The 15,102-nt window shown below is 35.2% G+C and carries 12 protein-coding genes; 9 read left to right on the top strand and 3 right to left on the bottom strand.

Annotation, left to right across the window (positions count from 1 at the left end; genetic code table 11):
* Together P20652_RS18020 and P20652_RS09850 are read left to right on the top strand one after the other, a co-directional pair.
* The coding region (locus P20652_RS18020; protein WP_033017433.1) for a Mu transposase C-terminal domain-containing protein at window positions 1–1,504 on the top strand (1,504 nt) is incomplete at its 5' end.
* A gap of 2 nt (window positions 1,505–1,506) precedes the next feature.
* Window positions 1,507–2,508: a TniB family NTP-binding protein gene (locus P20652_RS09850; protein ID WP_008168525.1), complete on the top strand. Its 1,002-nt coding sequence runs from the start codon at window positions 1,507–1,509 to the stop codon at window positions 2,506–2,508.
* A gap of 35 nt (window positions 2,509–2,543) precedes the next feature.
* Here the strand turns inward: P20652_RS09850 and P20652_RS09855 are convergent, their stop codons facing one another.
* The 3 genes from P20652_RS09855 to P20652_RS09865 all read right to left on the bottom strand — a co-directional run bounded on the left by P20652_RS09855 (window position 2,544) and on the right by P20652_RS09865 (window position 6,838).
* Complete coding sequence (locus tag P20652_RS09855; RefSeq protein WP_008168522.1) at window positions 2,544–3,575, bottom strand: hypothetical protein; 1,032 nt, start codon at window positions 3,573–3,575, stop codon at window positions 2,544–2,546.
* Window positions 3,560–5,125, bottom strand: coding sequence for an ATP-dependent endonuclease (locus P20652_RS09860; RefSeq protein ID WP_008168521.1), 1,566 nt, complete (start codon window positions 5,123–5,125; stop codon window positions 3,560–3,562). The genes P20652_RS09855 and P20652_RS09860 overlap by 16 nt, the downstream gene beginning before the upstream one ends.
* 123 nt (window positions 5,126–5,248) lie before the next feature.
* Window positions 5,249–6,838, bottom strand: coding sequence for a hypothetical protein (locus P20652_RS09865; protein ID WP_008168519.1), 1,590 nt, complete (start codon window positions 6,836–6,838; stop codon window positions 5,249–5,251).
* Between the two features lie 143 nt (window positions 6,839–6,981).
* Between P20652_RS09865 and P20652_RS09870 the strand changes: the two genes are divergently transcribed.
* The 7 genes from P20652_RS09870 to cas6f all read left to right on the top strand — a co-directional run.
* The gene (locus P20652_RS09870) at window positions 6,982–7,284 is read left to right on the top strand and encodes a helix-turn-helix domain-containing protein (RefSeq protein WP_008168516.1); all 303 of its coding nucleotides are present in this window, start codon (window positions 6,982–6,984) and stop codon (window positions 7,282–7,284) included.
* A 12-nt stretch (window positions 7,285–7,296) separates the two neighbouring features.
* Complete coding sequence (locus P20652_RS09875) at window positions 7,297–9,129, top strand: AAA family ATPase (protein WP_008168514.1); 1,833 nt, start codon at window positions 7,297–7,299, stop codon at window positions 9,127–9,129.
* Window positions 9,122–10,273: a hypothetical protein gene (locus tag P20652_RS09880; RefSeq protein WP_008168513.1), complete on the top strand. Its 1,152-nt coding sequence runs from the start codon at window positions 9,122–9,124 to the stop codon at window positions 10,271–10,273. The genes P20652_RS09875 and P20652_RS09880 overlap by 8 nt, the downstream gene beginning before the upstream one ends.
* A gap of 62 nt (window positions 10,274–10,335) precedes the next feature.
* Window positions 10,336–11,511: a TniQ family protein gene (locus P20652_RS09885; RefSeq protein ID WP_008168511.1), complete on the top strand. Its 1,176-nt coding sequence runs from the start codon at window positions 10,336–10,338 to the stop codon at window positions 11,509–11,511.
* Window positions 11,512–11,514: 3 nt separating this feature from the next.
* Entirely contained in the window at window positions 11,515–13,566 is a 2,052-nt protein-coding gene (locus P20652_RS09890; RefSeq protein ID WP_008168509.1) for a type I-F CRISPR-associated protein Csy2, read from the top strand.
* Window positions 13,566–14,594, top strand: coding sequence for a type I-F CRISPR-associated protein Csy3 (gene csy3 / locus P20652_RS09895; protein WP_008168508.1), 1,029 nt, complete (start codon window positions 13,566–13,568; stop codon window positions 14,592–14,594). Before P20652_RS09890 ends, csy3 begins: the two co-directional genes overlap by 1 nt.
* A partial coding sequence (gene cas6f / locus P20652_RS18015) for a type I-F CRISPR-associated endoribonuclease Cas6/Csy4 (protein WP_033017434.1) occupies window positions 14,591–15,102 on the top strand: 512 nt, incomplete at its 3' end. The genes csy3 and cas6f, both read left to right, overlap by 4 nt.

The following is a 15,102-nucleotide window of genomic DNA, read 5'->3' as shown; positions in this document are numbered from 1 at the left end:
AAAAAAAGGTAACAGGGAGCACGATACAGCAACCGATAAGTTTTTTGAAAAAGCACTTGAGCGTTACTTAGTAAAAGAAAAGCCATCAGTGGCTTCTGCTTATAAGTATTATGCAGATTTAGTTATTATTGAAAACGACAGTGTTGTGGGCAGTGTTTTAAAGCCTTTAACATACAAAGCGTTTAAAAACAGAATAGATAACTTACCGCAATACGAAGTAATGATTGCTCGTTATGGTAAGCGCCTTGCTGATATTGCTTTTAATAAAGTAGAAGGGCATACACGGCCTACCCGAGTACTCGAAAAAGTTGAAATTGACCATACACCGCTGGATCTTATTTTATTAGATGATGAGCTGCATATTCCACTTGGACGGCCAACACTCACCATGTTAGTCGATGTGTATAGCCATTGTATTGTTGGCTATTACTTTAGCTTCAGTGAGCCTAGCTATGATGCAGTGAGGCGAGCAATGCTAAATGCCATGAAACCTAAAAATGAAGTGGCAAAACTATACCCCGATACGATTAATGAGTGGAAGTGTGCTGGCAAAATTGAAACACTCATTGTTGATAATGGCGCTGAATTTTGGAGTAACAGCCTTGAACTTGCTTGTGAAGAAATAGGCATTAATACTCAATATAACCCTGTCGCAAAGCCTTGGTTAAAACCCTTTGTAGAACGTATGTTTGGCACAATTAACACTGAATTATTAGACCCTGTTCCTGGTAAAACCTTTTCTAACATTTTACAAAAGCATGAATACAATCCCAAAAAAGATGCAATCATGCGCTTTACGACCTTTATGCAGTTATTTCATAAATGGGTAGTAGACGTTTTCCATCAAGATGCCGACAGCCGCTTTAAGTACATACCAAGCCAACAATGGGATCAAGGCTTTAATACGTTACCACCAACAGTGCTGAGTAATGATGACCTTCAACAACTGGATGTTGTGCTCAGTATTTCAAATCATAGGGTGCTTCGTAAAGGTGGAATAAGGCTAGAAAATTTAAGCTACGACAGTACTGAACTAGCAAACTATAGAAAGCAGTTTAGCCACAAAGTATCTCAAGAAGTTTTAATTAAATTAAACCCCGATGATATCTCTTATATATATGTTTACCTTGATAAGCTAGAGCATTACATAAAAGTGCCATGCATAGATCCAAACGGTTACACCCAAAATTTAAGTTTGAATCAGCATAAAATAAATATACGCATTCATCGCGATTTTATTTCGGGCTCTATCGATAATGTAGGCTTAGCAAAAGCGCGTATGTTTATTCATAACAAAATTCAAAGCGAGTTTGAAGGTTTAAAAAATGCGCCAAAACACTCAAAAGTAAAAGGGGGTAAAGCATTAGCTAAGCATCAAAATGTAAATAGTGACTCACAAAAATCAATCACGCAGAGCAAACCTGTAGAGGCCAAAAAGGTTACACCTAAAGTGCAGCCAGCTGATAGCTGGGATGACTTTATTTCGGATCTAGATGGATTTTAATTATGCTGACCGACAAACAAAAAGAAAAGCTAAATGAATTTCGCGATGTATTTATTGAATACCCAATAATAAGCACGGTATTTAATGACTTCGACAGATTAAGACTTGGTAAAGGGTTAGCGGGCGAAAAGCCCTGCATGCTTTTAAATGGCGATACAGGCACAGGTAAAACAGCACTAATAAAACAGTATAAAGAACGTCACTTACCGCAATTTATTAATGGAGTGATGAATCACCCCGTATTAGTAAGCCGCATACCTAGTAACCCTACACTAGAATCTACTTTAGCCGAGCTTCTTAAAGACTTAGGGCAAGTAGGTAGCACAGAGCGGAAATTGCGAATAAACGGTACTCGGTTAACGACATCATTAATAAAATGCCTAAAAACATGTGGCACTGAGCTTATAATTATTGATGAGTTTCAAGAGCTGATTGAACACAACCAAGGTAAAAAGCGCCGCGAGATTGCCAATCGATTAAAATACATTAACGACGAAGCGGGTGTATCAATTGTATTGGTAGGTATGCCATGGGCAGCAAAAATAGCAGACGAACCGCAGTGGTCATCGCGTTTATTAGTAAGGCGGCAGCTGCCTTATTTTAAATTGTCAGAAAATCCAAAGCATTTTGTACAACTAATAATTGGCCTAGCCAACCGAATGCCATTTACCGAAAAGCCAAACTTAAGTGATCAAGCTACAGTATTTGCTTTGTTCTCATTATCAAAAGGCTGTTTTAGAACACTCAAATACTTTTTAGATGATGCAGTACTCTACGCTTTAGTGGATAACGCAAAAACCATCACGACTAAACACTTGGTAAAAGCATTTGAAGTACTGTTTCCTGATGTACCAAACCTATTTACCTTGCCGGTTTCAGAAATTACAGCCAGCGAAGTCGAGCGCTATTCACTATACAAACCTGAAAGCGCCCAAGACGAAGACCCGTTTATAGCGACTAAGTTTACTGACCGAATGCCGATTAGTCAGTTGTTGAGGAAGTGAAGTGATGACTTACAGAACTCATAGTTATTTGGATACTAATTTTTCATATACTTAATAAGTTTTTCAGGAATAAAATAAATATTATGCTTAGCCCTAGTACATGCGACATAAAGCTTGTTCTTGGTCTGAGGTTTTAACTCTTCAAGCTTCCCATTTTCAAACAATTTTAGTGTTGTTGGATTCAAAATGATGCAAATATTTTCGAAACAATCTAGCCCTTTAGTAGCTCCCCAATTTTCTGTGTATCCCTTATATTTTCTACTATCTTGGTAAAAAAGTTTAGCAGTGTCTGGGCAACTCATTATTTCGATAGCTTGATTTTTACATTCAATAAACTCAATTTTGGTCTGGTCACTTCGATGAGAATCGATGTGTATAGATAGATTTTCACTAACAAAACTACACACTATAGGGCTACAACGGTGGCTCTTAGAAAGTAACTCTTCATCGACTACGTAACCAACTTTAGCAAATTTTGCTTTATATTTGTCATAGCAATCATGGAGCGACTTATTAACGTTTCCATCCCTAGAGGTATCAAATGTATGCTGATAAAAGTCCCCAACAAATAATTGGTTTATATTTGCTGGAAAAATGCTTAATAAAAAGTTGAAATCGTGCCCTGCAAAATCTTGGACTTCATCAACGCAAATACTATGAAAATACTTTTCTATGCGCTTGATAACTTCATCATTGATACTAAGCTGTTCTATTAGTTTTGCAATGCGATTGGAGTACAATCTACTATGGCTATCGATATAGAACCTAGGATCATTCCGTTTCATCTTTAAGGTATTAAATGGAGGGACATGCCAATTGATACCTTTAGTTTTTAGCTCGTGACCATATAGAGGCCTAAAACAAAATGAATATATGAATTGAAAATATGAATACACTTTAATTCCGGAAGGAATTTCACCAAACTTTTCCAATATCCTATGCTTCAGGTTCGATAAATTGTTATCTGTATAAGTGAGTATCAGAGTTTTGGAGTCACTCTCTAACCCATTTATTATGTGGCTTGTTTTACCTGAGCCAGCGACAGCAAAAACTACTCGTTTATCCATTGGAAAGCTCTTTCTATATAGTCAGGTATTATAATTTGGTCTGCTTTTTTATCTAGTAATTCAAATGCACAGTCAGCTTTATTTTTCAGCATATACTCTTGTACTGACAGTGTTTTTCGATCAGCGAGCCAAAGCTCATCACAAACTTCTCGATTTAAGTCGTAAAGGCAGATCTCAAATGTACTGCTGGTATTAACAGCATCATAAAAAACACCAATGTTATCTGCCACATAGCCGAGATAACTATCAATACAATTCGTTTGATAGTCGCCATCATTGTCACGTATCACAGCGGTTCTTATTCCCAAAACTTTTGCTATGTCTAAATACCTTTTAAAACTTGTACCACCAACTGAGATAACATGAATGTCATCAGCTTCTAATGAAGAGCCTGTTACCAATGAATAAAATGAGTCCAAAAGAATGTATTCAGCATCGCCCTCTACTAATATGACTTTCGCAGATAGTATGAATTCTAAAACATTATTATCAGGTGCTTTCATAAAAAATTTAGCTGTATCTTCTGGCAAGTCCCTCATTGTAAGAGGCTCAGGAGAAGAACTATTGAGGAGTATTGAGTTACGTAAATTTAATCTCGTACTTATTAAGCTATTATGAGTAGCAACAAAAATTTGTTTAGCATGTGACTCTGATATTCTATGGACCAACCTTTTCATATTCGTATGACTAAGATGGTTTTCTGGCTCTTCTAACAGTAATACGTCTAGTGGTTTATCTGCATCATGCTCTCTTAATGCAAACTCTGTTTTGATAAAGCATTGTCTGCCTTTTCCTTTATTTTCGATGGGAACGTCATCTTCAACAATATTTAGATCTGTCTCTAGGTTTGATTTAGTACTAGATCTAATCGAAAACTGGTATTCATCAAGTTTGTCATTAATTGACTTAAGGTTTGTTTCTTTAAAAGCTACTTTTTGTTGGCGGTACTCATTTTTCAACTTTATTCTCGCTGTTTGCTCGACAAAGTTGTCATATACTGCTTTTATATATTCTTTGGTTGCATAGTCATTGTTTATCTGTGAGCTATCTAATGCTAGAAATTTTAAGAATTTTCGATAGCCCGAATATGCTTGGCCTGAAAAAGTTGCAAAATTAACAACGTAATATTCATAAGGGAAGTTACTTTCTTCTTGAGCTAAAACTTCTGATATTTCATGTGTTAACTCTTCATTTGGCTCACATGTTAAAACCAGCCCGTCGCAAGCAACACCTTCAGAATTAACTTTGCCATTTAAGTGAGGATTATTTTGTTCATTTAAGTATAGCTCTACACGTAACGTGGGAAGGTTTGCAATGCTTTTATCTGAAACTAAAAATTCATTGATAATTTGCTTATTAAATAAGTTATCAATCCCTATTGAGTCGATTTTGGATTTACTACCACTTAAAACAAGCTCAATAGCTGTGAGTAGACTACTTTTTCCAGCTTCATTATCGCCTATTAATAAATTAATTTCTTCAGTAAATTGAACTTCAAAATTTGAGAATCTCTTAAAGTTAAATAGCTTAATTTTTTCAATGATCTTCATAGCATCCCTGTTTCTATTCATTTCATAAGAAGTACTAAATCATTGTGCAAAATAGCCAGCTAATTAGCAAGTGGTAGGTTTTAAGCCTATAAATTTAAATATCCACAAAGCATTTTCATATAGCTAATTTTTTGCAGGTAGCATTTGTATTTTCAAATCGTACTTGCGTACAAAATAATTGGATTCTTTTACTACTGCCAACTTTTCCTCAAAAAATGATAAGGAAGTATTTATAATGCTTTCAGGCTTTAGTAAGTGCTCTAATTTACCTGAAACATTCATTTTCTCTGCTTGCTCGACAAAGAGATTGTAATTATGGGAAAGTGGAAATTCGTTTTTTAGTAGCTCAAATATGTATTTTGTATCTATGGGGGTATTGATTGGATAGCTGTCAATAAACTCGGCTAACTTACTAAATATTAATATATACCAGCGATCAAACATCCAAAGTTGAGGGTGTGTATTATTTGTTTTTAATAAAGCCGGATACTTGGGTTTTTTAACATTAAAATTTTCGTTGGAAGCCATATCGCTTTGTGAAGCAAGCCAGGTTTTCCATTTTGGGTAATCATTTGAAAAATATCTATCTTGTTCTAATGCATAAACGTCAGCATAGTTTGTTACGTGCTCTATAAACTTATACTTTATTAGTTGTTCTTCTTTTTCAGCAATTGCTATAAATTTGGCTCTTTCTAAAGCCGAGTCTGGTGGTGTAAAGTTAAGCCATTCGAACTTAAATCGTTTTGATTTTTTTATTCGACCTACGATGATTTGGCCTGAGTCTTTTTTGAGGATATTGGGGGTATCATGTTGAAATAAAAGGGCAACATTTAACACTCGTTCTTGATTAGAGTTATTAAGAGCTACGCATTTCAATAGTAAAAAATGTTCATGCTCTGCTTCAAGTAAAACTTCTTTAAAATGTATACTTTTACTTTTTACTACTTGGGCAGATAAATCGTAATTTTTACCATTGATATTATGGTTAAATCCAATGTTGTGGCTGGGTATTTTTAATCGTTGTCGCTTTTTTAAGTTATCAAATTTACGTAGAGCTTGTTTTCTTGACTCTTCAATTTGTTGTCGAATTTTTTTATTCATTTCTATTTGGTTGAGTTCAACTTTTTGATTAATCTCTTTTCTTAATTGATCCTCACACCAACCAAATAACCAATTAGACGTATCATCATTATGCTTAAGAGCGCAATTTACATCAGCATAATCCGAATCAATATAAACTGATAAATCATACTCTAAGGAAGCGAGCTTTTCTTCACGATAAAAGTTAATTTTCTCTGCTGAGCAAGGCGATGTTACCTTAATTTCAATTAATAAATCACCGACATCAGTTTTTAACTTCACATCGGCGATGTATTTGTTATGAATGCTATATTCAAGTTTTGCAGAGTTAATTAAGGCTTTTCTACTAGGTTCAGTTTTACTGTAACCTCGATGATATATAGTAATTTCTGGAAGGTTTATTGTTTTAGCCGTTAAAAAATATTCTTGAGCGTACCGATGCAAAGCGGTCATTAAGCATGTTCTAGACTCTTCTTTTGTTGTATGAGCAAATGAATGAGCATTTATAGTGCCGCCATTGCGTGCAATTAGAGGGTCATTACATGCGATACAAAAGCAATTACATGCTTTACCATTTTTGACATTATTTATTGAAACAATCTTACCCGAAGCATCGCTAGCAAAAACAAGCATAAAATCCCTTTTAACTCATAAATATTTATAGTTTAAGACATTACTAATTAAGTGTATATTTAAAAACTAAAACATCCTTAGTACACTTATAGGTTAGATACTAAGAGAATCTTAGCAGGATATAATTTATAGCTAAGGTTCACATGGAAACTCCAACACCTTCACGCCTAAAATCTGCAAGAAAAGCAGCTGGCCTTACTCAGCAACAGCTAGGTATGGCATTAGGCATGGAGCCAAACACGGCTAGTGCTCGCATGAACCAATACGAAAAAGGCAAACATGCCCCTGATTTTTTAACCATGAAACGCATAGCTAAAGAGCTAGATGTGCCAGTAGCTTACTTTTACTGTGATTGTGATGAGCTGGCGAAATTTATTTTCGACTACTCCAAAGCTACTGATGAGCAAAAAACTAAAATCAAAGAGCTTCTAGAATTGAATAGTTAAAGGACGAGTAACATGGAAAGTAGAAAAAGATTATTATTTTTTTGGATTGAAAGTTATAAAATTCATAAAGACTTAGGTATATGTCTTGTTAATGACTATGACATAATATTTGACCGCTTTTCTGGTTTAAGAGTTTCTAAGAAACAGAACTACCCAGCTGTGTTTAAAAACTTACAAAACATTGTTGTTTTTGTTGGTAAAAATGCAACCGGTAAATCTACTGCTCTTGAAATTGTCGATGCTATTTTATGTGACTATTTACCAGGTAAGTACTTTGCTGTTTTTGAAAACTTTAAACGTGGGAATACCTATCTGGAGATATACGCACCTAATTTTAGTAGTAATGAAGAGGTTAACCGTTTTTTAAATCTACCTTTGAATCATGACGTCGCTATTGACACCGAACTTGGTAATCTCTCTGACTTTAATTTAGGCTTGATAAGAGCCTCATCGAATACTTTACCAGATTTACCTTATGGTATTGCAAAGAGCGAGCAGCACCATACAAGAAGAAGGCATGAAATTCGCTCTAGTACTTTGTTATCCTCTGATGCTTATAAGCCATTTTCAACTTGGAAGTTACTTAAAGAAGTAGTTGATTCAGAAATAAATGATGAGCTTAAATTTAATAAAGAGAATATATATTTAAATTTTTTCTCAATTACTAAAGAAAATCAGGAAAGGTTAGTCCACCCTAGGGTTATCCAGAGTTACTTAAAAAACACTCCTATAAATTCGACCTCGGTTGAAGAGGTTAGCAAAAATGCTTTAAGAAAACTAAATGAGTTCAAATCTGAGCTTGGTGAAGGTGTATTTTGGCTTGCTTTTGACACGCTTCGTCAGTTATCTGAATTATGGTACGGAAATAAGGAAGGGGGGATTTATTTCTTTTACTTCTTTATTTCAGATCAAATAGAAAAAAGACAAGATAAGCTGAAAATTGTTGAGTTAAAAGATGCCTTTATTGATATAAATCATTTTTTTAAAGAAAACAGAGATCTAATTTCAAGAAATAAAGAAACTGGTAGTTGGGATATTAGGTTTCATTTATCTAACAATTCCTCCCAACTACAATCATTTATTCGAAGGTTGAGTTTATACAAGGAAATAATTCCAGAGGGTTCCTTATATTGTGGGTTCGCACCAAAATGGGAGGGCTTAAGTTCTGGTCAGTTAAATATTCTACGGCTTTTCTCTGGTCTAGAAAATTTAAGATTCGCAAAACGTATTGAAGCTGATTCTGATGGGGTGATAGTATTACTGGATGAAATTGAGACATCATTTCATCCAGAGTGGCAGAGGAAAGTTATTTCATACCTCCAAAGATTCATACAGGATTTTTGTTATTTTAGTCTGAGTAAAACTCAAATAATTATTGCGACACATTCACCATTTATTCTTTCTGATACTTTAAACGAAAATGTAAAATATTTTAATTTGGAAGGGAATTGTTCTACGCCAATTATTATGAGCGGTGCTAAAGATGGAAAAAAAAGCTTTGCAGGCAATATTCATGAGCTTCTATCGGATCGTTTCTTTATGGAAGCAACCGTTGGCAAGCATGCTGAAAATTTAATTTCTGAGCTTCAATTATTCTTTTCTACGACTGAAAGGAATGATATCGAGAGCTCACATGGTAAAAAGCAATCGCTAATAAAAACCTATGAAGAGGCTGAGGCTGTAATTGAACAAATTTCAGATTCAGTTTTAAAAAGTTATTTTGAAGCAGAGCTAATCAAATACTCCTCAACAGAGAAACGTTGGTCAGATGATATTGAACAGTATAGAAAGGCTGGTGATATAGATTCTTTAATTCAATTTTTAAAGGATAAAAATATTGTTTAAATTGAATTTAGATAAAGCTTACAAGCTTGAACAATTCCATCTCGATTGGGGAAAGGACCATATAAAAAAAAGAGTAAGCGAGCAAAAAGTTGATTTCATGTTTGAAGTTGAGAATGCATACTATTGCCAATTGATCCGTTCAACTAAAGACTCAGTGATTGATAAGAGTTTACGCACTTTTTTAATAGGAAAACCTTCTGATTTAAGGAAAGTACACGAACAGCTCCCTAACTTCTTCAAAGATTGCTTACAGATAAATAAAATAACCCCTTCGATACATCAAACTATCAACTTTAAAAGTAATTATAAGCTTACTAGTGGTAGAAGTTTGAGTACGGGAAAAGAAATTGAAACTGAAGTGGCTAAGGTTATTTCAAGAATGCACAAGATTTTTGACTATAAATATTTTGTTAGTACTCAAGCGCAAAAGCGTAATTTACTCATTGATGATATCAACGCGGTAAAAACAGAAAATTGGTCTGCATATCAACTGGCTTATCATTTATCTAATAGAGCATGTTGTTATTGTAACAAACAGTTCACCTTAACTATAAACAATAAAACAGGTAAATTAAGACCCCAGTTAGACCATTTTTACCCTCAGTCAAAATATCCATTTTTTTCGCTTTCTATGTATAACTTAATACCTTCATGTTCTAGCTGCAATTCAAGTTCGAAAGGTGATATGGATACTTTGGATAAGCAGTACGGAAACACAATCCTCCACCCATTTGAGGATGAACTTCCTAAAAATATTACCTTTTCCCTTGCTAAAAATAAGGACTTTTATATCAAATTATCTAATGGTAATTTGGAGGTCAGTGACTTTTCAATTGAAATGAAAAATTTAGAATCATGCTCAAAAAGTAAGTTAGCTGTGGAAAAGTTCAATATCAATGAACAATATAAACTTCATCGAGAAGAAATATGTGATGCTCTAAATAATTCAATTTTCTATAATAAAATGGCGATGAAGAATGTAGCAAAATTATTGAATATTAAAGATGTTAAAGTTGAAGCAGCGGCTAGAGAATTTTCTAGTATACAGTTACAAAAAAATATAGCTAATGATCCTAAGCAAAGAGTCTTGGGGAAGTTAATGAATGATGTTTTAAAAGAAGAATTTAGTAATCTATTAAAGTAGTTTTGATCTTTAGATAAAAATAGCCTAAACCTAAACTAAGATTTTCTTAGTTTAGGTTGGCGATGCATTTTTTAGTTCAAACAAAACCTTACTCAGATGAGGCGCTTGAAAGCTATTTGTTGAGGCTTGCAAGGGATAACTCATATGATGGTTATAGTGAGCTTGCTGATATTTTGTGGCAATGGCTTGCAGAGCAAGATCATGATCTTGAAGGTGCGTTGCCGTTAGAGCTTAGTAAGGTTGATGTTTATCATGCTAGGCAAGCGAGCAGCTTTAGAATAAGAGCGCTTAAGTTAGTAGCTCAATTAGCAGATGTTAACGCTGGTGAGATTCTGGCACTTGCTTGGCGTCGCAGTAACTTTAAATTTGGCAACCTAGCAGCAGTAAGCCGAAATGAACTGACTATTCCCCTTGAGCTACTTCGCACTGATAATATACCTATTTGCATTGAATGCTTGTCTGAATCTTCATATATTCCTTTTTATTGGCATTTAAAGCCCTATAAAGCGTGCCATAAGCATAAAGCACAATTAATTACACATTGTAAAGAATGCCATAACTTAATTGATTACAGAGCTTCTGAGGCGTTTTTAGAGTGTGATTGTGGTTGTAAACTAACCAATAGTGAGCAGTTAAACGATGCAGACTTTAAAATTGCATCTGCGCTTGCAAGTAGTAACAGCCATAAAATAGTGGGGTTAATATCTTGGTTTGCGAAGGTTAAGCAACTTGATGTAAGCGATGCTGATTTTAACCGTACTTTTGTTGATTACTTTAGTACTTGGCCTGAAAGCCTTACCGTTGAATTAGATTTACTCACAAACAATGCGCGGCTTAAGCAACTTAACCCTTTTAATAAAACTAAATTCAACTCTGTGTATGGCGATTTAATTCGTGATGGTCAAATAGCTGCAACAAGTAACCGTAAAAACAAAGTAATTGATGAGATTATTAATTACTTTGTCGAATTAGTTGATAGTAACCCTAAAGCTAAACATCCAAATATTGCTGACTTACTGCTTTGTACTTTTGATACCGCAGTATTATTAAACACCACTACCGAGCAAGTTTATAGGCTTCATCAAGAAGGTTTTTTAAACTGTGCTTATCCACAAAAAAAGCACGAACAGCTCAGAGCTGATAGCCATGTATTTTATTTACGCCAAGTGATTGAGCTACAACAAGCATTCGCAGCTGAAACGCCTCAAACAAAAAAACAATTTATAGCGCCGTGGTAACTTATGAACTTACAAGATGCATTTGCAATTGAATCATTAAAAGAAAAAACCACAGCACTTAGAAAGTTGTTTGCGCCATACGCGCCTCATGTTGCGGTAGATGGCTTTGAAGAGCAAGCGCTGACGGTGCTCATTAACCTAGTTTATAAACGAAGTGAAATTGATGATTTAACAAGTACAAGAACCGCTAAAAGTGTATTACGTGATGAAGTGTTACTGAGTAAATGTATTAACGAAGTTAAATGGTTTCATACTCATAATTTAAAATACCCCGATATACGAGTAAGCCATCAACGTTTAATTAGTAAAGTTGTAAGTGAAGATATTACGGGTATTTGTAGCCGGTCATTACCTTTAAGTTTTGGATGGTCGCACAACAGTGCTGAAATTAATCATGCAAAGTTATTTTTAACCTCATTTAATTGGCAAGGCGAAGTAACTTGTTTAGCAAAGTTATTGATAACTGAAGAGCTTGTTTGGATTAATTTAATAAGAGCATATGGGTTTACTAAAAAGACGGTTTTAGACATCGCGGTTAAAATAAAACAACAGTTGCCAGTGGCAGAACTCCCATTAGAAGTAAGCCCTTTTTCACCACAATTACAAATGCCGTTTCAGCAAAGCTACCTTGCGGTTACGCCTGTAGTAAGTCACGCAATGCTAGCTAAAATTCAGCAATTAACAACAGAACGTAAGTTAAATTTTGCTTTAGTTGAGCACTCAAGACCAGCCAATGTTGGCGATTTAGCAAGCTCAGTAGGTGGTAATATTAGAGTGCTTCGTTACTTTCCTAAAACATATTCTAAGGCTATTAACCGCTCCAAAGTAGCCAATAATTATATTGAGAAAACATTTAAAATTCGTGCGCTATTAAACAGTCAATTTCAACAGGCGCTTTTGGTATTGGTTGGTATTAAACAGTTTAATACGTTAAGGCAAAAGCGATTAGCGCGAGTCGCGGCTATTAGGCAAGTACGTGTTAGCTTGCAGTTATGGCTGGATAACATTCTGGAAGCTAAAAATAACGCTCAAGAGCAAGCTTACCCTGAGTGGGCAAAGCATTACTTAGATCAGAGTATTACTAACTGCATTAGCCAATTTAGTAACGTACTAAATGAGAGCCTTGGTAATTTAAGTAAGCTCAAACGCTTTGCATATCATCCTAATTTAATGGGGCTGTTTAAATCGCAGTTAAAGTATGTGTTTACTCATTGTACAGCTGAAGAAGAAACATTAAATGATGAGCAAATAGTGTATGTATATTGCCAAGATATGCGAGTGTTTGATGCTGAGGCAATGGCTAACCCGTATATTCAAGGCATGCCGTCACTTACTGCTTTAAATGGGCTTGCTCATAATTTTGAGCGTAAGCTAAAAAACTTTATAGACCCTTCCATTAAGTGTATTGGCAGTGCTATTTACATTGAAAGCTATCAGCTACATACGGGTAAACCATTACCTGAACCAAGTAAGTTAAAACAAGTTGCTGGCCGTAGTCATGTAATAAGATCAGGAATTATCGATAAACCTAAATGTGACATAACACTCGATTTAGTATTTAGGCTTTTGGTACCAAATACTGAGCTGTTAGATAAGTTAAATAGTCAGCTTATAAAGCCCGCACTACCATCTACGTTTGCAGGCGGGACTATGCATCCACCTTCGTTATATCAAAATATAGACTGGTGTCATGTACATACTAAACCGAGTGAGCTGTTTAAAAACCTTAAGGTAAAATCGTCAAATGGCAGTTGGTTATATCCTTCAAAAAAAGTAGTTAAAAGCTTTGAACAATTAATTGATGCCCTTAACGGTAACTTTAATTTAAGACCTGCTGCAATTGGTTTTGCTGCACTTGAAGAACCCGTAAAGCGAGATGCAGCCTTACATGAATACCATTGTTATGCTGAGCCCATAATAGGGTTGTTAGAGTGTGTTAGTAACACATCAGTAAAGTACGCGGGCGCTAAGCAGTTCTTTCATGACGCATTTTGGATTATGGATGTTCAAAAAGAGTCTATGCTTATGAAAAAGTCTAAGTTTGAGTATGAATAATGCAATTACCTCGGCACTTAAGTTACACGCGTTCGCTCTCACCCAGTAAAGCGGTGTTTTTTTATAAAACAATGGAGTCTGATTTTGAACCGCTGCAAATAGAGCAAAATAAATTAGTTGGGCAAAAGTCAGGGTTTGGCGATGCGTATCAAAAGCAAAATGTGGCTAAAAATTTAGCGCCACAAGATCTAGCGTTTGGAAACCCCCAAACTATTGATGTGTGCTACGTGCCTCCAACAGTAAATGAGCTATTTTGCCGTTTTTCGCTAAGAGTTGAGGCTAATAGTAATGAGCCTCATGTTTGTGATGATCCTAAAGTTATTTATTGGTTAAAACGTTTTTTTGAAACCTATAAAAAGCACAATGGCCTTAATGAAGTGGCAACTCGCTATGCTAAAAATATACTGATGGGCAACTGGCTTTGGCGCAACCGCCAATCACCAAATGTTGATATTGAAATCCTCACAGAACATTCAGACCCAATTATTGTTGAAGGTGCACAAAAGCTAAAGTGGCAGGGCAATTGGAAAAATAATCAAACAGCATTATTAACGTTGTCAGAAGCTATTCAAGAAGGGCTTAGCAATCCTCAAAATTATTGTTATTTAGATATAACCGCAAAAATTAAAAATGCATTTAGTCAAGAAGTCCATCCTAGTCAAAAGTTTGTAGATAATGTTGAACAAGGCATGTCATCTAAACAACTTGCGTACACCCAAGTGGGCGATAAAAAAGCAGCAAGTTTGAATTCACAAAAAGTAGGGGCTGCCATTCAAACTATTGATGATTGGTATGAGGGAGGTTACAAACCTTTACGCACTCACGAGTATGGAGCAGATAAGCAAATATTAGTTGCACACAGAACACCTAAAAGCCATTCAGACTTTTATTCATTACTCCCGCGCATTGCTTTGCATATTAAGCACATGGAAAAGCATGGTTTAGAGCAAAATGAAAAATCAAATACAGTTCACTTTATTGCGGCAGTGTTGATAAAAGGTGGCTTGTTCCAAAGGAGTAAAGGTTGAAACGCTATTATTTTACTATTACTTATTTACCTAAAAATTGTGATGTTAGCCTTCTAGCTGGACGTTGTATCGGCATACTACATGGGTTTATGAGTTCACGCGAAATAAGTAATATTGGAGTGTGCTTTCCTAAATGGAATGAGCAAACGATAGGTAATGAATTAGCGTTTGTATCAACAGATAAAGAGCAATTAATCAATCTATCTCAGCAAAGCTATTTTAAGATGATGGCTCATGATAAGTTATTTGGCTTATCAAAAATACTCGAAGTACCAGCAAGCCAAAGCGAAGCCATTTTTGTTCGCAACCAATCAGTAGCCAAAGCATTTGTTGGCGAAAAACAAAGGCGGTTAAAACGCGCTAAAAAGCGAGCTGAAGCTAGGGGCGAGGTTTACAACCCTGAATATAAATTTGAGGCAAAGGACATTGGCCACTTTCATTCAATACCCGTATCAAGCAAAGCCAACGGCCAAAGTTATGTTCTGCATATACAAAAAATTAGTAAAAG

Source organism: Pseudoalteromonas sp. BSi20652, assembly GCF_000239855.1.
Classification (GTDB): Bacteria; Pseudomonadota; Gammaproteobacteria; order Enterobacterales; family Alteromonadaceae; genus Pseudoalteromonas.
The sequence above is the reverse complement of the archived record's forward strand: the minus strand, read 5'-3'. Positions and strand labels throughout refer to the sequence as shown.